This window comes from Subtercola lobariae (assembly GCF_014640255.1).
Taxonomy (GTDB): Bacteria; Actinomycetota; Actinomycetes; order Actinomycetales; family Microbacteriaceae; genus Subtercola; species Subtercola lobariae.
Genome location: NZ_BMGP01000006.1, coordinates 311,452 through 336,913 on the forward strand (window position 1 = coordinate 311,452; position 25,462 = coordinate 336,913).

A 25,462-nucleotide genomic window follows, 5' to 3' on the forward strand; every position below is an offset into this window, starting at 1 on the left:
CCTTTCGGGTTTTCGCCCGCGCCACGAACCGTCGATTTTACGCAAAAGCACTCAATGTGAGCCTTTAAGGTGTTTTTTCGTAAAGTGGACGGGTGCCGATCGAGGCGCAGGAGCGGCGAGTCCGGAGCGGGCAGGCACGGGAGCGTGGGCGCGTGCGAGCAGCGCGCGGGCGCGGGTAGGCTGGCGGCGTCGTGACGAAAGGGGCCGCTGGTGGGCCGGGTGTTTGTGGTGGGGTCGCTGAACGTCGACTCCGTGGTGCGGGTGCAACGGCATCCACTGCCCGGCGAAACGGTTCGCGGGGGAGACTTGCACACGTTCTGGGGCGGCAAAGGCGCCAATCAGGCGGTTGCCGCCGCCGAAGCCGGAGCCGAGGTGGTGTTCGTCGGGCGGGTCGGTGACGATGCCGACGGGGCGAGCTACCGGGCACGGCTCGCCTCGCGCTCGATCGACGTGCGATCCCTCACCGTGACGAGGAGTGTCAGCACCGGGCACGCGCTGATCGCCGTCGACGACGGCGGCGAGAACACCATCATCGTGTCGCCGGGAGCGAACGCGCGCGTCACGTTCGACGACCTCGAGGTGCTGCGGGGCGCCGGCGGCCTCGATACCACCGACACGGCCTACGAGTCTGAACCGAACGGCATGACCGCCGCCGATGTGCTGCTCGTGTCGCTCGAACTCGACCTCGAGGTTGTGGCGGCCGCGGTGCGAATCGCAGCGGATGCCCGGGCCCGCGTCGTGCTCAACCTCGCCCCCTTCGCGCTGCTGTCGCCTGAGGTTCTGGCGCTCGCCGACCCCGTGGTGGTGAACGAGCTCGAGGCTGATGGGCTGCGGGCATCCGGAACCGAACCGGGCTCGGTGCTCGTGACGCTCGGCTCTCGCGGCTCACGGTGGGGCGACGTGAAAGTGGATGCGGCGGCCGTCACACAGGTGGTCGACACGACGGGCGCCGGCGACAGCTACTGCGGTACCCTCGCCGCGCGGCTCGCGGCGGGCGATTCGAACGAATCCGCCATGCGTGCCGCCAGCGCGGCGGCGGCACGGTCGGTGGGGTGGGCTGGCGCGCAGCCGGAGTAGCCTGCGGCCTGGCGAGTGGAAAACGACGATGACCGAGTTCAGAAGATGACGGAGTTCAGCGTTGAGCGAATTGCGATTCCTCAGTCGCTCGACGGCCCCGATGCCCGCGACTTCGTGGCCGGGGTCGAGGTGCGCAACGCGAGCGAGACGCGGGCGTATGGCACCTCTGAGGTCAGCTATCCAGCGGCCGAAATGTTGCCGACGTGGCTCGACCCGCACGAGCCGAAAGCGCTGTGGGTGGCGCGCGCGGCCGGAACCGTCGTGGGCCGCGCCGTGCACGAGACCCAACTCGACCCGTCAGCTCCCGGCGGCGTTTCAGAAGTCGGCTGGATCGATGTGGATGTTCACCCGAACTTCGAGGGGCGGTCGATCGGCACGGCGCTCGCGACCGTGGTCGAGCAGTATGCGCGAAGCCTCGGCCAGACCCGCCTCGTCTGTTACGCCGTCTCGCCCGTCGCGCGCGTCGCGGGCGGAGAGCAGCTACGGCCGCCCACGGGTTTCGGCAGCGTCGCCGCCCAGAACCGCGAGGTGCGCTTTCTGCTTGCCCGCGGCTACCGCCTCGAGCAGGTGGAGCGCGCCAGCCGCTTCACCTTGCCCGCTGACGCTTCGCGCCTGGCGGCCCTCCGCCGCGAGGCCGAGTCGGCCAGCGAGACGAAGCGCGGCGAGGTCGACACTGCTGCCGACCTGTCTGAGAACTCGAACCGCGTGGCCGAGTCGGCGGCTGGCGAGACGAAGCGCCATGGCGCCGACGCCGCAACCGATTCGTCAGTGCGCTCGCCCTACCGCGTGCACACCTGGGCAGGCCCCACTCCCGCTGAATGGCTCGCCGACCTGGCGACGCTGCTCACGCGCATGTCGACCGATGCCCCCACCGCCGGCCTCGACGAGCCCGAAGACATCTGGAGCGCCGAGCGGGTCGCAGCGTCGGATGCCCGTTGTGCCGCCAGCACGCGCGACACCCTCACCGCGGCCATCGAGCACCTACCGACGGGCAGGCTCGTCGCCTTCAGCCAGCTGGCCGTTCCGAACGATCGGGCTCGACCCGTCAGCCAAGAAGACACCCTGGTGCTGCGCGAACACCGCGGTCATCGCCTCGGCCTTCTCGTCAAGGTCGCGAATCTGCAGTTTCTCGAGCGCGAGCACCCCGGGCATCCATCGGTACTCACCTGGAACGCCGAAGAAAACCGCCCCATGCTCGACGTCAACGAGGCCCTCGGCTTCGTGCTCCTCGGCTACGAGGGTGCGTGGCGCCTCGACCTCTGATGACTTAGTCGCTCAGCACCTTGGCCGCCATGAGCCTCAGAAGCTCGTCAGGGTTCATGCTGGCATCGGCGCGCCGGAGGGCTTCAAAGTAGACGGGATCGTCGTTCCAGTCGAAGATTTGGTTGCCGGTCATGGCCAGCAGCAGTGCCGATGCTGAGTTCGCGAACCCGTATGGCACCGCCCACTTCTAGATGCTGCCGTAGCATGCCGCGTGGATATCGGTCAGTGCGTATGGCGTGGTGAGGTCGTCAGTGCTGAGCTCGCCGGAGCTGATGCCCGCGTACAGCTCTTCGCGCGCATCTGCCAAAGCCTGCGCCTCAGCCCGCATACAAGTCGGCTTTGGTGTCGAAGCGAACGCCGTCGACGAATGCTTCCGCGTCATCAGGCTCGACAGGGTGTCGTTATAGGGGCTGCGAAACTCAGCCAACGGTACGGTACGGTGCGAGTGCGCTTTGAGCCGCTTTACGAGATCGCCGCTACCGACCGCTCGAACACGGGGCGACGTGATAGGCGTGCGCCCCTCGATCTTCATGGTTTTCATGGTCGATTCGACAACGGTCTCACTGAGCCGCCGTGCACTGACGAACTTCTTCGACGCCATACCCGCACCCCCTCTCTCGTTCGCGCCTAGAATACTCCCCGAGCGGGCCTGCATACCCGGCACGGCACGCTACGGCAGGCGCACCGCCGCCAGGGTCTCGTCGATGGTGCTGTCGTCGAAGAGGCGGCGGCCGAGCAGCACCACCGTGGCCGAGGTCCAGCCGTGCAGGGTGATCGTGCCGTAGCGCGAGTTCGGCAGCACGAGCGAGCCGTCGACCACGTTGTACTTTTCGTAGAGCTGGCCGGTCTCGTCGTAGTTGCGTGAGATGGTCGACACGATGCGCGAGGCGATCTCACGCGATTCGTCGGCGAAGCCGTAGCGATCGAGGCCCCAGCACGCCATGATGTGCAGCGGCGGCCAGCCGGCAGGGTACGTCCACTGCAGATCTTCGTAGGGCAGCGCGAAGAGCTCGGGGTCTGGCCGTGAGGCCTCGGTGGTCGAGAGGCCGTGCGGTTCGAGCAACTGCGGCAGAGCATCCACCATCGCCGCCGCCTGTTCGTCAGTGGCCACGCCCGCCCAGAGCGCCCAGTACGACGTGGCGCCGAGCACCGAAACGTGCGTTCCGGTGACGAAGTTGTAGTCGAGGTACTGCCCGCGCTCTTCGCTCCAGCAGTATTGCCGAATGAGCGCCGCACGAGCCGCAGCCTGCTCGAGATACGACTCGCGGATGCTCGGCGAAAGCCCGAGGCGGTCGGCCATCGCTCCCAGGGTCTCGGCGTAGACCACAAGAGCGCAGTTCGTCAGAACGGGGTTGGTCTGGGTGATGTCGCCGTCGTACTGGGTGGTCCAGTCGAGCCCGGTCTCGGCCTCGGCAGAGAGTCGCGGGTCGAGAGTGGGGTCGCCCAGGTCGCGGTTCGTGACGAGACCGGTGGGTGTGGCGTGGTGCGGCGCGAGCCAGTACTCGGTGTACTCGCGAACGAGCAGCGGGTAGGCCCTGGCGAGCAGTTCGTCGTCGCCGGTGAGCTGAACGTAACGCCAGATGCTGTCGGGAAACAGCGGAATCTGCGACCGAGTGGCGAGCGCGACCTCGTTGCCGTTCGGCATGTATCCGAAACGTTTCACCATGAAGAGGTAGTTCTCGATGGCGTTGCGCACGAGCTCTGGCCGGCCGTGCACGAGCAGTGCGAGATTGCTGAAATACGCGTCCCAGTTGAACATTGTCGTGTACCAGTCGGGCGAGGTGGGGGCGGCCCCTGCAACGTACGGGAAGGGCAGCGCGATCGACTCTACGGCGGCGCGACGCGGGTCGTCTGCGTCGACGACGTCTGTCGACCACCAGCCGCGAATGACCTCATCGAGCGCGTCGAACGACGGCCGCAACAGGTCTGTAGAATTCGATATGACACGTTTCATCATTGACACCTCATCGTTGCAGTGCATATATTTGGTTCGGATGAAACGTATCAAATAATTGTCAGATCCGCGAGAGGGTCGACATGCCCTGGTGCACGTTCATCTCTCACCCTCCCGAAACACACCACACCACCAAGAGAAGGACGTGACGAAGTGGTCACCAAGAAAGGCGCAGTCGCACGCATTGCTGCGACAGCACTCGTCGTCGGGCTCACCGGCGCAACGCTCTCAGCCTGCAGCTCGCCGAGCGGCGGCAGCGACAGCTCAGCAGACCCGACGAGCGGCAGCTTGTCGATCGGGATGAACCAGGGGCTCATTCCCCAGTTTCAGACCTATGTCGACGACTACAACAAGACCAACCCGGGCGTGAAGATCACGCTGTCTCCCGTACCCGACAATCAGTCTGACTACATCCAGCAGCTGGTCACCGAGGGTTTGAGCAACACGGTTCCCGATATCGTGTTTAACTACGACACTTTGAACACGACGCTGCAGTCGAATGGCCTGCTCTTCGACCTCAAGCCGTGGCTCGACGCCGGCAAAGACGGTCTCTCGGGCAGTAACTACGTTCCGGCGTTCTTGAACCAGTACAACTCCGACGACGGCAGCCAGATCACCGGCATTCCGGTCAGCGCCGACTCGACCATGCTGTTCTACAACAAGACGCTCTTCGCCAAGGCCGGCATCACCGACCTGCCCACCTCATCGTGGACGATGGATGACCTCTACCGAGTCTCCAAGGAGATCACCACTGCTTCGGGCGGCTCCTATTGGGGCATCCGCACCCCGATGGGTGCCGGAGACGCCATCTTCGTGGACTACCCCGCGCTGAAGGCCGGCGGTAGCACCATCTACAACCCCGACACGAAGAAGTTCGAGTTCGCCGACGCCAAGGGCATCGCGGTATGGAAGACGCTGCTGCAGCCCTACACCGAAGGTTGGGGCTCGCCCTACCCTGATTCCGCGCAAGACGTGAACTACTTCTCTGGTGGTCAGGCGGCCATGTCGCTCGATACCCGCCCCGCTATCGCGAAAGACCGCACGACGCTGACGGACGATTGGGATGTGGCGAACTTGCCGACTCTCGACGGCAACCCCATCGTGGGTGGCGGCTCATACGCCCTCTCGATCAGCGCCAAGTCGAACAACAAAGACCTGGCCTGGGCGTTCATGGCCTGGTTCTACTCCGCTGACGGCGGTATGGCTGCTGCGGCACCGAACGGTGTCATTCCGGCAACCACCCAGGGTCTGACGAACGGTGCGTGGCTGAAAGACTCCAACCCCGTGCCGGCGAACCTGATTCCGGCAACGCAGTACGCGGTGACCAACGCGGCTCTGCCGCCCGCGATTCCACAGGCAGCGGCAACCCAGTTGGCTCCGACGCTGAAGCAGGCCGCGCAAGAGGTCGTGCTGGGTGGCAAGACCGTTGAAGAGGCGTACGGCGAAGCGCAAGACACGCTGAACGCGCTGCTGCAATAGTTCTCGCCCCGTCACCCGAATAAGTACAGGAGGAAGAGGGGAATGCCGGCCGAAGCCGGTCGGCATTCCCCTCGCTCGTCATGAAAACCCGTACCCGCTACTCGAAGCTCGATGCCTTCACCGCCTGGTCGTTTCTGACCCCGGCCCTGATTCTGTTCATCGTCTTCATCGTCATTCCGACGATCGCCGGAATCGTTCTGAGCTTCTTCAGCTGGAACTTCTTCAATGAACCCAAGTTCGTCGGTCTCAACAACTTCGCGAAACTTTTCAACGACCCGTCGGCCTGGAGTTCGCTCGGCGTCACGATGGAGTTCATCGTTCTGGGGGTCATCCCCACCACCATCATCGGCTTCATGCTCGCGGTGCTGGTCAGCGCGAACATGCCCGCCGTCGGCGCGATTCGCGTTCTGTACTTCATACCCGTGGTGCTCTCGGTGGCCGTCTCGGCCGTGCTCTGGGTCTTTCTGTACGACCCGCGCCAAGGCCCCATCGCAGCCGCGTTCCGAGCGGTGGGCATTCAGATACCCAACATCTTGCAGACCCAATCCACGGCCGTACCCGCGCTCGTCGTGATGATGGTCTGGCTCGCGCTACCCATCGTGATCATCCTGTACCTCGCCGCACTGCAGCGCGTGCCTGACGACATCTATGCCGCGGCTGCTCTCGACGGCGCCGGCGCCTGGCGCACGCTCTGGTCGATGACCTGGCCGAACGTACTGCCGACCACGCTTATCGTGGCGGTTCTGCAAGTCATCAACTTCGCCTCGAGCTCGCTCGACGTCTCACTCATCATGACCAATGGTGGCCCGCTGAACGCCAGCCGGTCGCTCGGCCTCTACTCCTATCAAGAGGCCTTCACTCATCAAGACGTGGGCTACGCCAGCGTGCTCTCGGTTTTGCAACTCGTGGTCATCGTTGCCATCGTCGTTGTGGGCCGCGCCGTTACTTCAAGGAGCAGCAAATGAAACCCGGAAAGATTCGGCTGGGGCGCTACACCAGCATCGTCATCTTCGGCGTGATCATCGCGCTGCCGCTGCTCTATCTGCTCTCGGGTTCTCTGATGAGCTACAAAGACATCGTTCAGTACCCGCCGCGGTTGCTGCCTTCGTCGCCGCAGTGGGACAACTTCGTACAGGCGTTCAACTACCTCACCCCGCAGACCATTGGTAACTCGTTCGTCTTCGTGGGCGGCGTTCTGATCATTCAGCTCGGCATCTGCTTGCCAGCTGGCTTTGCGCTTTCGAAGATTCCGTTTCGGTGGGCGACCCCGGTTTTCGCGCTCTTTCTCGTTCCGTTGTTCATGCCGACGAACCTGATCTTGATTCCGACGTACATCGTGACGTTCAAGCTCGGCCTCATCGGCACGTTCTTCGGCATGATCTTGCCGGTCGCCGGCCAGGCCTCCATCGGTGTGCTGCTGTTTCGACAGTTCTTCGCCGGGCTGCCGAACGGCCTCATCGAAGCTGCACGCATCGACGGCGCCAACTGGTGGCAGGTGTTCACGCGAATCGCGCTGCCGCTGGCGAAGCCGATCATCGCGGCGTACTCAGTGGTCACCTTCTTGACCGCTTGGAACCTCTACATTTGGCCGTTGTTGTCTGGGCCAGGCGTCGGTACGCGCGTGCTGACTGTGGCGCTCGCCCCACTCGCGGGTGGCAAATTCTCGTCGATCTCGCCGTCGATCAGTTTCGCGGCAGCCGTCATCAGCATGCTGCCGGTGCTCATTGTGTTCATCGTGTTCCAGAAATGGTTCACCAAGGGCGTCGCCGGTTCAGGGCTCGAGTAAACGACCGTGACCACTTCACTCGAACGCTCGAGCGTCGAGGGTGAGCCGCACTACCGGGCCTCGGTAGACGGTATTCTTCGCTTCGAGCAGCTTCAGCCGACCCTACGAACGCGCCTTGGGGGCGGTGGTGAGGGCGACGGCGACGGCTTGAGCGCTGGTATCACCGTTGTCGGTACTGCGAGGCCGCGGTTGTCGTGGCGGTATGCCTCCGCTGAACCCGGGTGGCGCCAACGCGGGGTCGAGCTCGAACTCACTCGGGCTGATGGGTTTCGCACGGGCATCCATCTCGCCGGAGACGAACAGGCTCTGGTGGCGTGGCCGTTCGGGCCGTTGACCTCGCGTGAGCGAGTAGCGGTGCGGATGCGCGCGTGCGCCGAGGTTGCTGGTGAGGCGAGCGACGCGACTGGCGCTACGGCTGGTCACGCCCACGGCGGCAGCAAGGCGGTCGCGGTGGCTGACTCGGCGTGGAGCGCACCCGCCTACGTCGAGGCCGCCCTGCTCGAACCGGGCGACTGGAGCGCACAGTGGATCACCCCGGCGACCGGCGGCGGCATCTTTGACCCCGCGCCCGTACTCGGCACCCGGTTCGACGTCAGCGACGGGCTCGTGGATGCCCGGCTGCGCATCACCGCCCTCGGAATCTTCGAGGCGCGCATCAACGGTGCGCTCGTGAGCGAAGACCACTTCGCTCCCGGCTGGTCGTCGTACGACCACCGATTGCGTTACCAGAACTACGACGTGACCGCACTGCTGCAGCCCGGCGAGAACGACCTCGAGGCGCTGCTGGGCAACGGATGGTATCGCGGCAGAATCGCTTCGTTCAGCTTGCACCGCGGGCATCCGTACGGCGAGAAGCTGGCGTTGCTGGCGCAACTCGAGCTCACGTTCGCCGATGGGCGGCGCGAGACCATCGGCAGCGACGGCGGTTGGAGCGCCGGTGGCTCGCGGGTGCTGGCCAATGACTTCTACGACGGGCAGACCACCGACCTGCACCTGCCCGTGCGCCCCGCGCGTGACGGAGCAGTCACGGTTGTGCCGTCGCCCGGGGTCGAACTGGTTGCGCCGGTTGCGCCTGCGGTGCGCGAAACGCAGACGGTGCCAGCGGTTTCGACCACTCTGACCGCGAGCGGGCGGCTGCTCGTCGACTTCGGGCAGAACGTGGTGGGCTGGGTGCGGTTGCGTGTGCGCGGGGAGGCCGGCCAGCGCGTCAGCGTTCGCCACGCGGAGGTGCTCGAGAACGGCGAGCTGTCGCTTCGGCCGTTGCGGTCGGCGAAGGTGACCGACACGTACATTCTGGCGGGAACCGGCGATGCCGGCGCCGCTTGGGATGCCGCTGGCGGTGTGGCTGGTGTGGCTGGTGCGGCTGGTGCCGCCGGCGTGGCGAGCGTGGCTGCCGAACTCGGCGAGCTTCTCGAGCCGAACCTCGTGTTTCATGGTTTTCGCTACATCGACATCGACGGCCTGAATGCCGCGGAGGATCCCGCCACCGAACTGCTCAGCGTCGAAGCCGTCGTGCTCGGCAGCGACCTCGAACGCACCGGCTGGTTCGAGACCTCGAGTGTCGAGCTCAACCAACTCCACCAGAACGTGGTGTGGGGCATGCGAGGCAACTTTCTCGACGTGCCCACCGACTGCCCGCAGCGCGACGAACGACTCGGCTGGACGGGCGACATTCAAGTATTCGCCCCCACCGCGACCAGCCTTTTCGACGTCTCCGGTTTTCTGAGCTCATGGCTCGCCGACCTCGCCGCCGACCAGCTGCCCGATGGCACCGTGCCCGCCGTGATTCCGCGCGTCTTTCTCGAAGAGAAGCCGCTTGCGGGCTGGGGTGACGCAGCGGTCATCGTTCCGTGGGCGCTGTATGAGGCGTACGGCGACCGCGCCATTCTCGAACGCCAGTACCCGAGCATGACTCGGTGGCACGACCGCGTGACCGCCGACACCACCGACAATCTCTGGCTGGGTGGTGACCAGTTGGGTGACTGGCTCGATCCACTCGCGCCGCCAGATGCGCCCGCCAAAGCACAAGCCGACCCTGATGTTGTGGCGAGCGCGTACTACGCGAGATCGATAGACCTGTTGGCCCGAGTGGCTGCGGTGCTTGGCCGACACGATGAGGCCGAGCGGTACGAGCGCTTGGCCACGGGCATCCGTGCCGCCTTCAATAGAGAGTTCGTGTCGCCTGAAGGCATCGTGCGAAGCGACTGCCAGACCGTCTATGCGCTCGCCATTCGGTGGCGACTCATCACCGACGCAGACGTGCTGGCGCTCGCCGGTCAGCGGCTTCGTGAACTCGTCGACGAGCGAAACTTCACCGTGGCCACGGGTTTCTTGGGCACTCCGGTGATTCTCGATGCGCTGCTCGACGCCGGCCAGCTCGACGCGGCATATGCGATGGTGCTCGGGCACGAGCATCCGTCGTGGCTGTATTCGGTCGACCTCGGCGCTACCACCGTGTGGGAGCGATGGGACAGCCTGCTGCCCGACGGCTCGGTGAACCCGGGCGAAATGACGTCGTTCAACCACTACGCGTTCGGTGCGGTGGCCGACTGGATGCACAGGGTGATCGGCGGGCTCACCCCCACGTCACCCGGCTATCGTGACGTAAGCATCGCGCCGCGCCTCGGCGGCGACCTCACCTCAGCGAGCATCTCGCACCTCTCGCCCTTCGGGCTGATCGCGGCCGACTGGTGCCTCAACGGCGGCGTCTTCGCCCTCGCGCTCACCGTGCCGGTGGGCGTCACCGCGGCCGTGACTCTGCCCTCGGGCGAGCACCACCGCGTCACCCACGGCGAGCACGTCTTCACCTGCGACGTGCCCTAGCCAGCTGCACCTCCAGCGAAAGCGGAGAGCACGCCCCTCATCATATAATGAGTAATGATCGTTGATGCGATCGCAAGGCTGGCTCACGTGCCTCGCGGCGGATCATGCTGAGGGCGAGCCCTGGCCAGACGAACGGCAGCCTGATGACGTGGTGAAGCTCATGGCGATAGTGATGAAATTTGCAGATGACGGCACACCGGCCCATAGCACCGCCGCGCAGGTGCTCGAAGACGGCGTGTGGGAGTTCAAGGTCAGTAGAAAGCGCTTCACGTTCTACGACACCGACGGAACCGGATCGTTTCAGCCAAAACATCGAATCAGGAATCGTGACGCGTCTCCACATCGTGAGGACGACTATTGGTGGTTCCCCGATTTCGACGACTCCGTTCGACTCGGCTTCGTTTTTGCTAAGACAGGCCAGACCGCAGGCCAGAACAACATTCATGAGTCGATTCGAGTGAGAAAAGAGGACTTGAGCCATGACGAAAATCCAGCCATCGAAGGCTGACGCGCCTGCTAGGCGGTCACGTCGTCGAGCCGCCGACGACAATCGGGTGTCTCTCTTAGACGAGATGGAAGCCGACCCGTCGGTCGCAGTCGAATTGGCAGCAGCCTCGCTGATGAATCAATTCCATTCCTTGCTTCAGTCAGCTTTTCAGAATCGACCAGACATCAGCCAGGCCGCGTTGGCGCAGCTGCTGCACGTTTCCGCAGGCAGAGTCTCGCAGGTGCTCGGGGGTGAGGAGAATTTGAGGGTCTCCACCGTAGGTCGATACGCACGAGCGCTGGGGTATGACGTCTCCGTCTCCTTCGTTCCGCGCGAGCGAGTCGCCCCTCCGCTCAGTTCGAACCGTCGCGGTGCGGGCTCTGAATGGAATGACCTGTACGCTTCTGTCGTTTCAGATGGGCAACATCAGGCGCCACAATTCACTATTTCGCCCGCCCTCCCGGCAGCCATTCAGACGGTCGGGCCCCAGATTCATGTTGGACGAATCGATATAGACCGCACGGCGATTGCGTACGAGCTGCTTCGCCCAGAAGGCGCGCAGCGGGAGTCAATAAAGTGACCGACGAACTGAGTTTTTCGATCACCGACGTGGTCGTGCTTGAAACGTACTCCCGGCGTCGAGCGAATATTCAAACCGACGGTGTTACCGCGGAGATCAATTTCGAAGTAGTGCTCGCCACCATCGCAGTGAGTACGAATGCCCTCTATGTCGAGTCGCAGTATGTCGTCACACTTCGCGCGGAGAAGGACGCCGCTGGCGACCCTGAGCTGGCGCTCGCTCGCACAAGGGTCGGCGTGGTGATGGCTCCCAGTCGGCCCATCTCAGCCGAAGAGGTAGACGATGGGTCACTCCTTCCGTCTCAGCAACTCGCAAATCAGGCGGCCCAGCCGTATCACCGTCAATCGCTCCTGCACTTGTTCGTGCAGCTGGGTATGCCGCCCTTCATGCTTCCGGCCGAATTCGCTGCATCCGTAAGCGATCACTCTGTGCTCAAGGCTTAGGCAAAACAGACGCGGAGAAGTGCCCGGCTCTTCGGTGGAGGCGAGCCGCAGTCGGGCGCGGGTTAGTGGAAGGCGTGGCCGAGGGGGATGCGACGGGCGAAGTACGACGCGCACGCGGTGATGAGCGCCCCGAGGCCCAGCGCGATGGCCATTTGGCCGGCGAGAGCGGAGGGGTTCACTGCGGTGAGGCTCGTGTTGCCGCCGCCGATGGCCGCCGCCGCGATGCCGGTGATCAGCGCCAGACCCACCGACGACCCGACCTGGCCCGAGGTGGTGATCAGGCCGCCGGCAAGGCCCGCGCGGTGCGGCGGCAGCGAGCGAGTGGATGCCGCGGTCAGCACCACCACGGCCGTGCTCGCCCCCACCGCCTCGAGCACGATCAACGGAACCATCACGTAGAACGGCGGCTCGAACAGCGCCACCACGGCCAGCAGCGCGAGCGCGATCGCCGCCACCAGCGGCGCCGCAGTTCGAACGCTCTTCTCGCCGAGCCTTGTGATGACCCGCGGAACGAGCTTGCTCGTCACCGCCCCCGCCACCGCAGAGGGCAGCAGCCACAGCGCGGTCTGCACGGGGCTCAACCCGGTTACGATCTGCGCGTACAGCGACGTGTAGAACCCCATCACCGAAAGCCCGGCGATGAGCAAGATCGCGGCTCCGTTGGTGATTCCCACCCGCTTCGTGAACACGATCGCCAGGGGCAGAATCGGATGCTCGCTGCGCCGTTCGACCAGAACGAACACTCCGAGCGCCAGCAGCGCGACCACCGCACCTGCCAGACGAATCTGAATCTCGACCGAACTCGTCACGGCGAGCGTGACGCAACTGATGCCCACCAGAAACAGAAACGAACCGGGAATGTCGAAGTGCGCGCGCCGCAAGCGCTCTTCGCTCACCTGTCGCCTGCGGCCGATGTTTCGGGTCATCAGCAGCAGAACCGGGGCGATGGCGACGTTGATGAGCAGGGTCCAGCGCCAGTCGAGCACCTGCGTAAGCGTGCCGCCGACGAGTGCCCCGACCGTGCCGCCGACGGTGGCCGTCACCGACCAGGTGGCGATGGCGCGTTCGCGATCGTGCCCCGGCGAAGTCGAATCGGTGAGTAGAGCGAGCCCTGCCGGGGAGAGCAGGGCCGCGCCAAAGCCCTGCATTACCCGGAAGAAGAGCAACCATCCGAACGTGGGCGAGAGCCCCGCGCCAAGGCTCGCGAGGGCGAACAGCCCCAGCCCGAACCGCAGGCAGGGCACCGCGCCGAACAGATCGGCGATGCGCCCGCCCAGCAGCAGGCTGCCGGCGACGGCCAACGCATAGGCGTTCGCGACCCACGGCAGGCTGGCTACGGGTACGTTCAGGTCGGCCGCGAGCGACGGCAGCGCGATGGTGAGCACGGCGCCATCGAGCACAACGATCAGCTGCGTTACCGATGCCACGGCGACGGCGCGGCCCGAATGCGCCGCCGAATGAATCGCCGTCATCGACCGCGAGTACTGCCTGTGGGTGCTCCAACGTCGGCGAACGAGGTGAACGAGTACGACGTGGCCGTCACGCCGCTGAACCGCGCAGGCTCGATGCCTGTGGCGGTGCCGTTAATCGCGACCAGGGCGAACCGAACTCCCACGAAGGTCTCTGCGGTTTCGGCCGAGAGAAGCCGGGCGGTTCCTCTCCCAACCTCGGTCAAGGCGCCGGGCGCTGCCGCGTCGCCGAGGCGAATCGAGAATGCGTACGCCGCGGCCGTCGCTTCGATGCGAAACAAAACCGAGCCGCTAGCCGCGCCGAGGTCGATGACAGCCTCCGAGGTGAGATCGTCGAGGGTTCGAGTGAAGCGCGCCTGGTGTGAACCATCGGCGAGAGTCGAGACGAGCAGCGAGAAGTAGTGGTTCTCGTCGCCGTAGGCCGCGATTCCGGCCGCAGCCGGCGCATCCGGAATCGAGTCGAGCGTCGCCTCGAACACCGCATCGTCTTCACGCTGCGCGAGAAAGACCGCACCGAGTGCGATGGTGCCGCCGTTGCTCGCAAGGTCTGTGCCGAACGGCAGACTCACGCTATCGACAGTCTGCGCGCTAACGGCGGCAACGGGTGCGCCGGCACCCGCGGGGGTCACCTCCGGCCCGGTAGCCGCCGTGCTGTTGACCACGTTCGCGTCTACACCGCTGCGCTCGCTGAAGCCTTGCGCGTCGAGGCCGTCGGGCGCGATACCTACCGTGTTCCACCCCGCACGCCAGAATCCGTGCGCAGCGCGAATGATGTCGAGCGGGATCTCTCTCGCAGTGACGGCCGAACTCGCGACCGAGGCGCCGGGCAGAGCGCGCCCGGGCCTCACCACGAGTTCGGTGGTTCCCGCGCTACCGATCACCGGCCATCCGTCGACCCAGTCGACTGGAAGCAGAAACGTCTCGCGTCCGAGGTTGTGGTGCGACACGAAGCCGCCGTGTGCGAGGTGCCGCGTGCCGAGGCAGACTGCCCACCACGATCCGTCGGGCGCGTCGACCAACTCGGCGTGACCGAGGGTCTGAATGGGATGCCCGACCCGGTTGCGATGCGTCAGAACCGGGTTGTTCGGGGCGGGCTCGAACGGCCCCCACGGCGAACGGCTCCTCGCGCACGACTGCATGTGCCCCTTCCAGCTGCCGCCCTCGGCGCTGAACAGGTAGTACCAGTAGCCGATGCGGTACAGGTGCGGGCCTTCGATGTCGTTGGTGACGAATCCGCCGTAGTTCTGGGTCAGTTCGCGCAGTTCACCGAGTTCACCGGTTGTGATGTTGAGTTCGGCCTGAACGACCGGGCCCAGCCGCCCATCGGCCCGGGGCGCGAGCGTGCGACGGGTGTAGTACCAGGTTCCGTTGTCGTAGAGCAGCGAGGGGTCGAAGGCGACGGTGTCGATCCAGACGGCGTCAGACCACTCGCCCGCCGGATCGGTGGTGCTCACCACGAAGTTGCCCTGCTCGTCTGCGACATTCGTGCACACCAGGTAGAACGTGCCCTCGGCGTAGCGCAGGGTTGGTGCGAAGAGCATGAGACCGCCGGGCTTGCCGTCGCGACGGTACTGGGCAGGCCGAGTGATGGCGCCGCCGATGATGCGCCAGTTCACCAGATCGGTGGAATGCCGAATCGTCACCCCGGGCAAGAAGTTGAACGTCGAGGTGGCGAGGTAGAAGTCGTCGCCCACTCGAATCAGCGAAGGGTCGGGCGCAGTGCCTTTGACCACAGGGTTCTCGTACACGGTTTCGGTCACGGTGTCAGACACGGGTTCCTTCTGAGTTCGACGGTTGGGGCAGAGAGTCGGCAGATGTGGAGGTTCTGGTCGGGTCGGCGCCCGAACGCCAGCCGCTGAAGTGTGCCGCGGGCGAAGTGGATGCTCGGCCACCGTCACCCGAATACATTCCGTTTGCGGCATATGCGTCGTCGTGTGTGCGCCGTGCACCGTGGGCATACATGCCGATCACGGTTCCGGTGAACCCGGCGGCGACCTCGGTAGAGAGGTAGCGACTATCCAATGTGGCGAGCATGTGCCACCCCGCTTCGTCGGAGACGAGATAACTGAATTCGAAGAATCCGCTGCCCGTAATGGGATTCGTCTCGAGATTAGGCACAGCCTGAACCTTCAGTCGCACGGCGCCCGATGACACGGATGCGCCCGCCACCACCTGCGTGAGGTCGCCGATTCGCGTTATCACCTCGACGGCGTAGCGATCGGCGCCGGGCGGAGCGTCAGACCCGGCACCGCGATCCGCGATCGTGATGCGGTAGTGATGGCGTTCGTCGCGGCGAGCCACAAGGCCGCCCTCGAGAGACTCCGCCGCGTCGTCGTGCTCCGCCGCGTCGTCGAGCCGCACGGTCACCTCCGCGAAGTAGCTGTGCGCGCTCTGCCGCCGCCCCACGAAGGCCGGAGTGCCGGCGTCATCGAGGGTGGCCGCGGTTGGCGCGAGCGCGAGTTCACCGTTACCGACGCGAGCGAAGGTGGGGTGGGCGGTACGGATGAAGAGCCATCCAGGGTCGAGAGTGCCCGACACGAAGTCGTCGGCGAACGCTGACGAGACCGGGGTGCCCGCGAGGCCTGTGGTCAGCGCCACACGTTTGTCGGTGCCGAAGACGGGCCACCGGGCATCCGCTTCGCCCTGCCACGACACCGAAACGAGAAACGTTTCTCGGCCGAGCAACTGGTAACCGTGGCCGCCGAGGGGCCGACTGCCGAGAACGACCGCGAACCATTGACCGTTCGGAGTCTCGACGAGATCGGCGTGCCCCACCGACTGAATTGGCGACGACAGGCCGCGGTGGGTGAGCACCGGATTGTCGGGATGCGGCTGATACGGCCCCTCGATGGCAGTCGACCGGGCGACGGTGACCGCATGGCCGGCGCTCGTGCCGCCCTCGGCGATGACGAGGTACCAGTACCCGCCGACGAGGTAGAGGTGCGGGCCTTCGGGGGCGTTGCCGCCGGTGCCCGCCCAGAGTTCGACCTCGTCGCTCAGGGGTTCGCCCGTGCTGAGGTCGATGAAGAAGCCGCGGATGCTCGTTCCGGTCGAATAGTGAAAGAACGCCCGGTCGCCAGCATCTGCGCCGCGGCCGTCGCCAGCGAGGTAGTCGCCGTGACTGACGCCGTGACTTGCGCCGTGACTGACGCCGTGACTTGCGCGGTGACTCGCGCGGTGACTCGCGCCGTCGTCGCGTGCTGCGACCGCGCCCTCTCTCGGCACGAACACCAACGACGGATCCCACCCCGACCCCGCGATGCGAACCGGGTCGCTCCACGGCCCCGCAGCGCTTTGGGCTGTCATCAGAAAGTGCCCCCAGCCCACCAGCGTGCTGGTGAGGTAGAACGTGCCCGCGTGGTGCCGCAGCGTGGGAGCGAATAGCCCCAGCGACGACGGCGCAGCGCTCAGGTCGAGCTGGCTGTCGCGTGTGACAACATTGCCGATCTGGCGCCAGCTCACGAGGTCGGTGCTCGTGTAGACGGGCAAGCCCGGCAGGTATTCGTTGGTGCTGGTGACCAGAAAGTAGTCGTCGCCGACCCGGCAGATGCTGGGGTCTGGGTGAAAGCCCGGCAGTATGGGGTTCGGAGCGTCAGAACGTGCGCGGTGCACTCGTGAACCCCACTCGACCCACTCTGAATTCGAACCAGTGCGGGCCGTCGCCTTCGGGCAGCGGCAGCCAAGGGCCTCGCCCGGTGTCGTGCACATCGCTCCAGCGAATGCCCACGGCCACTTCGATTACAGCGCTGCGGCCGGGCCAGTCGCCCACCTCGAGCGCCACGCGGTTCCAGGCGATTGGCAGCGGCCGGGCGTGCGCAGTGCGAACCGTGCCGTCGGCCGAGGTGAGGCGCAGCATCGGCCTCACTCGCCGGCCCACCAGCCCGGGCCCGTCGACGTCGAAGCTCGCGAATGCGAACGCGGCGTCGCTCAGGTCGAACGTGCGGCCGCCGGAGTCGAGCACGAGCCACTCGTCGACGTCGGGCCTGAAATCGGCGAGCGTCACGGTGAGCGTCGGGGCGGGCAGCGGCTCGTGGTACACGGGGGTGCAGATGATGTCGTGCTCGTCGAGGCGAACCGCTGCGGTGGTGCTCTGCGGCAGCCACGTGCTCGAGACTCCGTCAGACAACCAGGTCTCGCCCGAGAGGGCTCGGCGGTTCGGCTGAGCAGCAGGGTCGTGGCGTTCGGGTAAAACGACGGCCGCCTTGACAAAGTGGATGCCCGGGCCGAACACGAGCATCCGCTCACCACCGGGTGCCTCGGCCCCGCCGACGAGCACCGATCGCGTTGCCGCCTCCGCCGGTGCCACGACTGAGCCAGTGGCCAAACCGGCCCCCTCGACGGCAGACGCGACAGTCGCCACCTCGGCCCCGTCGACGAGCACCGCGCCGGTTACCTCGCCCGGCAGGGCCACCTCGGCCACCGCGCCCACCGGAACGGTCACCTCGAGGCAGTACTCGCCGCCCTCGTACGACCACTGCGCCCGAATATCGCCGCGCGGCGTCAGTCGCTCGAACGACATCGAATTGACGAGCCCGACGAGCGCGGGGGCGATGGTGAACCGCCGGAACCCCGGCTCAGTCGCCCGCAGTCCCGCGACGTACCGCCAGGCCCAGGCCGCGTACGGAGCCCCGAGGCCGATGTGATCGAGCGAGGCGACGCCCACGTTCTCGTTGTCGATCCACCAGGTCTCCCAGAAGGTGCCCGGGCCGTCGACGAGCATCGATCCGATGCCGGGTTGCTCGCGCTGGCGAATCGCCGCCAGCAGCGCAGTGCCACCATCGGCACGCGCGAGTGCCTCCACCACGGCTTTCGTGCCAGGGAACCCGCTCGAGAGCCGATCGCCACGAGCCGCGACGGCGAGCCGCAACCGGTCGCTCAAGAACTCGTGGTCTGCGGGCTCGGCCAGCCCGGTGACGATGGCGACGGCGTTCGAGCCTTGTGAATCGTTGCCCCAGGTGAGCTCGACGTCGTCGCGCAGGTGCCTGCGCGCCCCCTCGACAACAGCGTCGGCCTGCTCGCGGCGCAGAGCGGCCTCGTGCGGTGCGCCCGCGGCCTCCTCGAGATCGGCGAGCTGACGAAGCGAGGTCACCACCGCGCCGGTCTGCAACAGCACCGGCGGAGTCTGCTCAAATGCGAGCCAGTCGGCGCCGTAACTGATGTCGGCCCGGGTCACGATGCCGTCGTCGAGCGCGTTCACCTGCCAATCGGCCCAGCGGTGCATGGCCGGCAGTAGCTCGGTGATGATCGAGGCATCGCCGGTGGCCCACCACGTTTGCCACGGAATCTCGGTCATCGCCGAACCCCACACCGGGTCGGCGGGCTGAACACCCTCGGGCCCGAGCAGGTTCGGCGAGACGCCGACGATTCCGCCGTCGGGTTGGGCGTCGAGCGCCACATCGGCCAGCCAGTTGCGGTACACGCCCGTGAGGTCGATGTGCGCCAGACCCGCTTCGGCTGAGATCGAGGCGTCGCCCGTCCATCCGCCTTGCTCGCGGGTGGGGCAGTCTGACGGATACCCCGGCGTGTTGTTGTACTGCGTTCGCGCCGCCATCTCGACCAGGCTGTTCAGCTCTGGTGAGTCTGACGTGAGGGTGCCGATCTGCTCGGCCGCCGAGTGCAGCACCCCGGCCGTCAGCGTTGCACCGACGTCGGGCGCGATGTTGCGCACCTCCACGTACCGAAAGCCGAACGAGGCAAACCACGGTTCGGCCGTTTCGTCGCCTCCCTTCGCGGTGTACGCGAAGACCTGTCGTTCTCGCTCGCGGTCGTTGGGCAGCCGGATGTTCGTGGTGTCGACCCGCCCGTTCGCATCGAGTTTCTCGCCGTGCACCACCTCGAGCCGCACTCCGGCGGTCACCCCGTGCAACTCGAGTGACACCCGTGCCGAAACGTTCTCGGCCAGTTCGTAGACGCGAACATCCGGAGCCGGCGCGCCGATCTGCGTCGCGTTCAGACGCCGCACGATACGAATGGGCGGCCCGGCGTCGGGTTCGATGACGCCCGAGTGCCCGGTGCGGTCGGAGCTCGGGGTGGTTGCCGGGGGAGCGGGCGTGCCCACTGCGGGGGTTCCCGCCGCGGCGGCGGCGTCATTGGCGGCGGCCGATTCGGTGAGAATTGCGGCCACGGAGGCGGTTGCTGCCTCGGAGAAGAGGGCGACCGGGTCGGCGTGACGGCCAGCATCGCCGATGGGCCTGCCACCGGGTGCGGCCCATGAGTCTGCAATTCGGTTGTCGTGTTCTTCGAGATAAAACGGGTCGTCGGCGATGAGCGAGGTGCGGGAGAGCTGCCACTCGGGCGAGGTGCCGATGCTCTGCACCGAGTCGTCGCTGAACTCGATGCGTAGCTCGGCGATGACGCGGGGCTGGTCGAGAACGAGGCGGTAGTGGCTCAGAATGGCGGCAACTGCGAACCGGTGGGTCGTGCCGGTGGCCATGAGGAGGTGCGTGACGTCATAGCTTCGCGATATGGAACGTTTCAGCGAAGAATCAGTCGGGTCGTTCGCGTCGGGGTTCACGGCGGTTCCGTCGATGAACGGCCGAATCCGGCCCGCCCCGGCGAAGTGCACGGTGGCGCGCGTGATGGCTGGGGTGCCTGTGCCGACATCGAGTGCGCGGGCGCCCAGTTCGAAGTCGATGAACGCCGCTTCGGTGGAGGCGAACGTGATCCACAACGCGTTCCAGTCGGCCGCGCTGAACGGGCCCGTCACGATTTCGGCAGGAGCCGACCATCCCGAAACATCACCGTTTTCGTCGGTGACGCGCACGGCCCACCACGCCTGTGAATGCGGGGCAAGAGGGGTGCCACCCCAGGCGATCGCACGGTTTTCCGCCGATTCCACCCGGCCAGAGGCCCAAACAAGCCCCAATGGTTCTGTTCGAGAGTCACGGAATGGCGCGTCGAGGTCGCCGTCTGCCTGAGCGTCACGCGCCTCCAACGGTTCGCCCGCGGTCAGCGCAGCGAGTTCGAGAGCCGTGCGCGCCGCGACGATTTCGTAGGCGACCTGCTGCTGTAAATTGCGAACGAGCGGCACGACCCACGAGAGGCGGGGGGTGGGCGACGACGCGACGGGAAGCGCGACGCCCGGTTCGTGGTCGTCGGCGAGGCGATCATCCACCATCAGGCGAATGGGTACCGAAACCTCGGCGGCGTGTGCCGAACCGTGTGTGTGCTGCATTGCAAGAGCCTCTCCGGGCGCGAAATGAAACCTTTCAGCGCCAGGCTCATATTTTAGCCACAGATCGCTTCGGGGCGATAGTTCTGGTAGAATCCTATGAAACGTATCAGCCGACGATGGCGGTCGGGGCCGGAATGTGGCACGGTTGCTGGCGCGTCGTCGTCGGGTGAACACGATGAACACGGCTGGCGGCAGGCGGCGGGCGCACTTCGCGCGAATGGCCGGCCAGATGCTCCGGTTATGCGACGAGCTGGGCCAGCGACAACAGGGGATGAGCGGCAACAAACGAATGGTGAGCACATGAAACCCAACGTCGGAATTCGGGAGGTGGCCGAGCACGCCGGAGTGTCGGTCGGCACCGTGTCGAACGTGCTGAATCACCCGAAGAATGTCACGCCCGCCAACTTGGCGAAGGTTCAGCGGTCGATGCTCGAACTCGGTTTCGTGCGCAACGACCTCGCGCGTCAGTTGCGTATGGGTGCAGGCAGCACCATCGGGCTGGTGGTGCTGAACATCTCGAACCCGTTCTTCGCCGATCTGGCGCACGCGCTCGAGGCCGAGGCCGAGCTCAACGGCCACACGGTCATCCTGGGCTCGAGCGACCAAAACGCCGAACGCGAAGACCGTTACATCGACCTCTTCGAGGAGCAGCGTGTGCGCGGAATGCTCATTGCTCCGCTCGACGGCGTCACTCCGCGCCTGTCGCGGCTGCGTTCGCGCGGAACCCCGGTGATCTTGTTCGACAGCTCTGCCGACCCTGAGCACTTCTGCTCGGTGACCCTCGACGGCACGGCGGGTGGGTACATGGCCACGAGCCACTTGATCGAGACGGGCAGGCGCAGCATCCTGTTCGCCGGCGGCCCGTTCTCGCAGGTGGGCGAACGACTCACCGGTGCGAGCAAAGCCGCTCGCGAGCACGAGGGTGTGACGCTCTCGCTGATGGAGACGAACGACCTCACCGTTGCCGAGGGGCGAGAGGTGGGCGACAGAATTCTCGCGATGCCCGCGGCGTCGCGACCCGATGCGATTTTCGCGGCCAACGACCTGCTCGCAGTCGGCATTCTGCAGTCGCTCATTCTCGCGTCTGACCTGTCGGTGCCCGACGATATTGCGCTGATCGGCTACGACGACATCGACTTCGCCGCCTCGACCATGGTGCCGCTCTCGACCATTCGCCAACCGCGCGACCTGATTGCGCGCGAGGCGCTTCGGCTGCTGCACGAAGAGGCCGACGCGGGTTCGGGGCACGTGCACGGTCGACACTTGTTCATGCCCGAGCTCGTGGTGCGCGAGAGCACGCGGTCTGCCGGTGCCGCTGCGGGTGCCGCGGGTGCTGCGGGTGGCGCGGGTGTCGCGGGTGGCTCGGTGGCCAGCTCCGACGCCTCAACCGCCCGCGGCACCGCGGCGAAGCGCACCGGTGCCTGACGTTTACGCGGCCGATCAGCTGCCGCTCTTCACGACCACGCGCACACAGGATGCCCGGCTCGCCGCCTCGTTCGATCGCCTCTGCCAGCCCGACTACGACACCGCGGCGGTCATCGCCGAGACCATCGTCGACGCGTGGCCCGGCGATCTCGCAGGCCGCCTTCTGCTCTCGCTGTCGCGTTTCGCGCGCGCCGGATTTCCCGCCCTGCCGCACGCCACCGAACTCGTCGAGGGCATGCTCGAAGCGGTGAATGCCGAGGGGTACTTCGGCGAGGTGCTGGGTGAGGTGGTCGACGAGCAGCAGGTGGCCTGCCACGGCTGGGTCGTGTCAGGCCTGTTGCAGTATGCGGCGGTCAGTGGGGATGCCCGGGCATCCGTCGCCGCGTTTCGCATCGTCGACGCGCTGCTGTTGCCCGCCCTTGCGCGGCTCGACTCGTACCCATTCGAGCGCGACACCTCGGCTGATGTGGGGGAGGCCTCGGGTAGCGCCGAGGTCATTCTGAACGGATGGCGACTCTCGACCGACATCTGGTGTGTGTTTCTCGCTTTGAACGGGCTGGTTCCGAGCTTTCAGCAGTCGGGGCGGTCTGACATCGCGGCGGCCATCGTTTTGCTGCGCGCGGTGCTCGACCGGGTCGACGTGGTGGCCAAGCGGGCGCAGCTGCACGCTACCCTCGCGGCTGCGCGCTGCCTGGCCGACTTCGCGGAGGCTGGCGGGGTCGCTGCCCGACCCGCGGTGGCCGGCGGGGCGGGTGGCCCGGTCGACTCGTCGCGGGATACAGCCGTTGTCGCGGACGCGAACGGTAGCGCCGATGCCACCGCCGCTGCCGCTGCCACCGCCACCGCCACCGCCACCGCCGAGTTTCGTGCCGCCGCGGCAACCGCCGTCCGGCTCTACAACGCGTACGCAGCCCACGGCCGCACGCTCAACTACGCCACCTTCAACTGGTTCGGCCGCCCCGATTCGTGGACCGAGCCGTGCGCCATCGTCGACTCCCTCGCCCTGGCCTACACGCTCTGGCGGCTCACCGGCGAACAGCGCTACCTCGACGACGCTCAGCGGATCGAGTACAACGCCCTCGACACCGCTGAGCGCGCGAACGGCAGCTTCGGGCTCGATTCAGTGATGACTCCCGAGCATCCTGAGCTGCGCGAGGTACACCCCGACGCACGCTGGTGCTGCACCATGCGCGGAGCGCTCGGCCTGCTCGAAGCGCGCGAGAACTCCGTGGCGCTTGCCTCAACGGCGGCGCCGTCGTCGTCAGCGTCAGCACCCGTGTCGGCTCGCGGCGCCTCGGCGCCAGTGAACGGGGTGGCGATCGTGCCGACATCGGGGCTCGCGCTAGACATCGTCGGCTTCCACTCCGGCACGATCGCGGTTGCTGCAGGCTCCGCAGGCGAATGGATGCTCCGCGAAACCACCGCGTACCCCGCCGCCCCCGAAGTGCGCTTCGACGTGATTCGCGCGCCCGAGAACGCCGTGCCGCTCACCCTCACGCTGAGGTACCCCGGCGGCAGCCAGACGCTCGTGCTCGCCCCGCGGGTGGGCGCGGCAGTCGAGGCCGAGATTCCGCTGGCGGTCACGGAAGAGTCGGTGGGCAGCGGGCTTGTGGCGGTGTTTCGCGGCCCGGTGCTGCAGAGCATCCATTCGGCTGGCACACAGCAGGCGTTACAACCCGACCTGACCTCAAAAGCTTGACATACCCCCGAAGGGGGGTAAAACTGAACCTGCTCGAAATTGAAACGTATCAGATGAAACGTATCACTCACATGCTCGAGCAGGAGGAGCAACACGAATGACGAAGTTCGACGACCCTTCAGAGAAGAAGGACGCTGTGCCTTCAGCGGAGAAGGAATCAGGTTTCACCACACCCCGGCGCTCGTTTCTGATCGGCTCGGCGGCCGCAGCAGCAGGGGCTGCAGCACTCGCCGTTTCAGGCGCCAGCCCGGCTTTCGCGGCGGGGCCGCCGTTGCCCAACCCAGGGCCTCAGCCCGACTTCAGTAGCCCGAACAGCCTGGGCCAGGCCGCTCGAAACCGCGGTTCGTCAGCCAGCGCCAATCGCAAGGCGACGCAAATCGGCATCGGCTACGAGACCTGGTTCGACGCCGTGGGTTGGCCTCGACCCGAAGCCGAACCGATTCTCGGCCACTACAGCTCGCTCGACGAAGGCGTCATTCGCCAGCACGCCGCCTGGATCACCTACGCCGGAATCGACCACATCATCGCCGACTGGTCGAACAACCTCGGCGGTAACTGGACGAGCGGAACAGCGGCGAAGATCATCGCGGGCACCGACAAGGTGTTCGAGGTCTACTCGAAGATGCCGGCCAACGCTCGCCCGCAGATCGCGATTCTGCTCGGCGTCGACAATGGCCAGGCCGGCACCGACAACTTCAACGCGCAGATCGATCAGATCAAGACGAAGTACCTGGCGAACAAGGCCTACAACTCGTTGCTGGTGCAGCACGACGGAAAGCCGCTGCTCACCATCTACACTGGTGCCCGAACCACCGACCCGCCGACCTGGTCAGACCCCGCATTCACCGTGCGCTGGATGGGCGCGTTTCGCGAGATCGTGCTGAACCCGGGCGGCCAGTGGAGCTGGGTAGACCGCGTCGCGTACGCCAATGGAGCCGAGACCGCCATTTCGGCCTTCGACTCGGCCGCGTTTTCGGGCTGGAGCGCCGATGCGCCCTGGTCGGTGCAGAAGGTCACCACTCAGCCGGCGTTCAACGTGTCGCTCGATGAGGTGATCGCCACCTCGCAGCCTTCGGGCAACGCCGACCAGAAGACCGGAAACCTGACCAGCGCCCCGTTCACCATCACTCAGCGCGTCATCTCGTTCAACGCCATCGGATTCGACATGAGCGCCGGTAGCGACCTGCCGAACCTCGATGGGCGAAACGTCTATCTGCTGAAAGACGCCACCACCGGCGCGATTCTGCGGTCGGCCGTGCCGCCGGGCGACTCGACCCGGCTGTATGTGCGGCAGTGGAACGTCGCCGATCTCGTCGGCCGCAGCGTCGTATTTCAGGCAGTGAACAACAGCACGCTCGGCGGATTGGGCTGGTTCGGGTTCACCGCGCTCATTCAGCAGCGGCCCGAGCAGATGACGGCCGTAGTCGCCAACCCGGGCAACGAAGGCCCGGGGTCGTTCGCCAACTGGGACACGCACAACCGCAACTCGGGCGCCAACCTGGTGGAGATGATCGCGAACGCCTACCGCATCGAGCCCGAGTTCTTGACGATTCAGCAGTGGAACGAGTTCGGTCGCCCCGACCAGTTCAGCGTCGCAGGCAGCAACGACATCGAGCCCACAAAGATCACCAAGCTCGCGGGCGCCGACTCCGACGGGTGGGGGTTCTACTACCTCAAGCTCGTGCGCGACCTGGTAGATCAGTACCGCTCGGGTGCGGCGTTCCCGGCGGTGACGCTCGACAGCCGGTACCCGTAGCGGGCGGGCGTGGGGTGCCCGGCACGTTTCGTGCGGTCGCGCGCGGG

Annotated in this window: 18 protein-coding genes; 11 read left to right on the plus strand and 7 right to left on the minus strand. The window is 66.0% G+C overall.

Features of this window, described 5'->3' with window-relative positions:
* Positions 1–210: 210 nt before the first annotated feature.
* Together IEX24_RS16665 and IEX24_RS16670 are read left to right on the plus strand one after the other, a co-directional pair.
* Complete coding sequence (locus IEX24_RS16665) at positions 211–1,077, plus strand: PfkB family carbohydrate kinase (RefSeq protein ID WP_188680279.1); 867 nt, start codon at positions 211–213, stop codon at positions 1,075–1,077.
* Positions 1,078–1,092: 15 nt separating this feature from the next.
* Entirely contained in the window at positions 1,093–2,340 is a 1,248-nt protein-coding gene (locus IEX24_RS16670; protein ID WP_188680281.1) for a GNAT family N-acetyltransferase, read from the plus strand.
* A gap of 4 nt (positions 2,341–2,344) precedes the next feature.
* Here IEX24_RS16670 and IEX24_RS16675 read toward each other — a convergent pair whose 3' ends face one another.
* The 3 genes from IEX24_RS16675 to IEX24_RS16685 all read right to left on the minus strand — a co-directional run bounded on the left by IEX24_RS16675 (position 2,345) and on the right by IEX24_RS16685 (position 4,294).
* Positions 2,345–2,518: a hypothetical protein gene (locus IEX24_RS16675; protein ID WP_188680283.1), complete on the minus strand. Its 174-nt coding sequence runs from the start codon at positions 2,516–2,518 to the stop codon at positions 2,345–2,347.
* Between the two features lie 9 nt (positions 2,519–2,527).
* Complete coding sequence (locus IEX24_RS16680) at positions 2,528–2,941, minus strand: hypothetical protein (RefSeq protein ID WP_188680284.1); 414 nt, start codon at positions 2,939–2,941, stop codon at positions 2,528–2,530.
* Between the two features lie 69 nt (positions 2,942–3,010).
* Entirely contained in the window at positions 3,011–4,294 is a 1,284-nt protein-coding gene (locus IEX24_RS16685) for a trehalase family glycosidase (protein WP_188680286.1), read from the minus strand.
* Positions 4,295–4,447: 153 nt separating this feature from the next.
* On the opposite strand from IEX24_RS16685, the gene IEX24_RS16690 reads away from it, so the two are divergent.
* The 6 genes from IEX24_RS16690 to IEX24_RS16720 all read left to right on the plus strand — a co-directional run bounded on the left by IEX24_RS16690 (position 4,448) and on the right by IEX24_RS16720 (position 11,892).
* Entirely contained in the window at positions 4,448–5,773 is a 1,326-nt protein-coding gene (locus tag IEX24_RS16690; RefSeq protein ID WP_188680293.1) for an extracellular solute-binding protein, read from the plus strand.
* Between the two features lie 80 nt (positions 5,774–5,853).
* Positions 5,854–6,738, plus strand: coding sequence for a carbohydrate ABC transporter permease (locus tag IEX24_RS16695; protein WP_188680295.1), 885 nt, complete (start codon positions 5,854–5,856; stop codon positions 6,736–6,738).
* Positions 6,735–7,559 (plus strand): carbohydrate ABC transporter permease, encoded by an 825-nt coding sequence (locus IEX24_RS16700; protein WP_188680297.1) that lies wholly within the window; start codon positions 6,735–6,737, stop codon positions 7,557–7,559. The genes IEX24_RS16695 and IEX24_RS16700 overlap by 4 nt, the downstream gene beginning before the upstream one ends.
* A 6-nt stretch (positions 7,560–7,565) precedes the next feature.
* Positions 7,566–10,382, plus strand: a complete 2,817-nt coding sequence (locus IEX24_RS16705) for a family 78 glycoside hydrolase catalytic domain (RefSeq protein WP_203586041.1) — start codon at positions 7,566–7,568, stop codon at positions 10,380–10,382.
* Positions 10,383–10,530: 148 nt separating this feature from the next.
* Complete coding sequence (locus IEX24_RS16710) at positions 10,531–10,890, plus strand: hypothetical protein (RefSeq protein WP_188680299.1); 360 nt, start codon at positions 10,531–10,533, stop codon at positions 10,888–10,890.
* A 555-nt stretch (positions 10,891–11,445) separates the two neighbouring features.
* Positions 11,446–11,892 carry a hypothetical protein gene (locus IEX24_RS16720; protein WP_188680302.1) on the plus strand — a complete coding sequence of 149 codons (447 nt, stop codon included), beginning with the start codon at positions 11,446–11,448 and terminating at the stop codon, positions 11,890–11,892.
* Between the two features lie 62 nt (positions 11,893–11,954).
* Here IEX24_RS16720 and IEX24_RS16725 read toward each other — a convergent pair whose 3' ends face one another.
* From IEX24_RS16725 to IEX24_RS16740, 4 genes are read right to left on the minus strand one after another with little or no spacing between them, the layout of a single operon-like run.
* The gene (locus IEX24_RS16725) at positions 11,955–13,364 is read right to left on the minus strand and encodes an MFS transporter (RefSeq protein ID WP_188680304.1); all 1,410 of its coding nucleotides are present in this window, start codon (positions 13,362–13,364) and stop codon (positions 11,955–11,957) included.
* Positions 13,361–15,133 (minus strand): glycoside hydrolase family 43 protein, encoded by a 1,773-nt coding sequence (locus tag IEX24_RS16730; protein ID WP_188680306.1) that lies wholly within the window; start codon positions 15,131–15,133, stop codon positions 13,361–13,363. The genes IEX24_RS16725 and IEX24_RS16730 overlap by 4 nt, the downstream gene beginning before the upstream one ends.
* Positions 15,126–16,973, minus strand: a complete 1,848-nt coding sequence (locus IEX24_RS16735; protein ID WP_229715448.1) for a glycoside hydrolase family 43 protein — start codon at positions 16,971–16,973, stop codon at positions 15,126–15,128. Before IEX24_RS16735 ends, IEX24_RS16730 begins: the two co-directional genes overlap by 8 nt.
* The gene (locus tag IEX24_RS16740; protein WP_188680311.1) at positions 16,954–20,535 is read right to left on the minus strand and encodes a family 78 glycoside hydrolase catalytic domain; all 3,582 of its coding nucleotides are present in this window, start codon (positions 20,533–20,535) and stop codon (positions 16,954–16,956) included. Before IEX24_RS16740 ends, IEX24_RS16735 begins: the two co-directional genes overlap by 20 nt.
* A 300-nt stretch (positions 20,536–20,835) precedes the next feature.
* Between IEX24_RS16740 and IEX24_RS16745 the strand changes: the two genes are divergently transcribed.
* The 3 genes from IEX24_RS16745 to IEX24_RS16755 all read left to right on the plus strand — a co-directional run bounded on the left by IEX24_RS16745 (position 20,836) and on the right by IEX24_RS16755 (position 25,415).
* Positions 20,836–21,960 (plus strand): LacI family DNA-binding transcriptional regulator, encoded by a 1,125-nt coding sequence (locus IEX24_RS16745; protein ID WP_188680313.1) that lies wholly within the window; start codon positions 20,836–20,838, stop codon positions 21,958–21,960.
* The gene (locus IEX24_RS16750) at positions 21,953–23,659 is read left to right on the plus strand and encodes a glycoside hydrolase family 127 protein (protein WP_188680315.1); all 1,707 of its coding nucleotides are present in this window, start codon (positions 21,953–21,955) and stop codon (positions 23,657–23,659) included. Before IEX24_RS16745 ends, IEX24_RS16750 begins: the two co-directional genes overlap by 8 nt.
* Before the next feature lie 97 nt (positions 23,660–23,756).
* Positions 23,757–25,415: a glycoside hydrolase family 71/99 protein gene (locus IEX24_RS16755; protein WP_188680316.1), complete on the plus strand. Its 1,659-nt coding sequence runs from the start codon at positions 23,757–23,759 to the stop codon at positions 25,413–25,415.
* Positions 25,416–25,462: the final 47 nt, after the last annotated feature.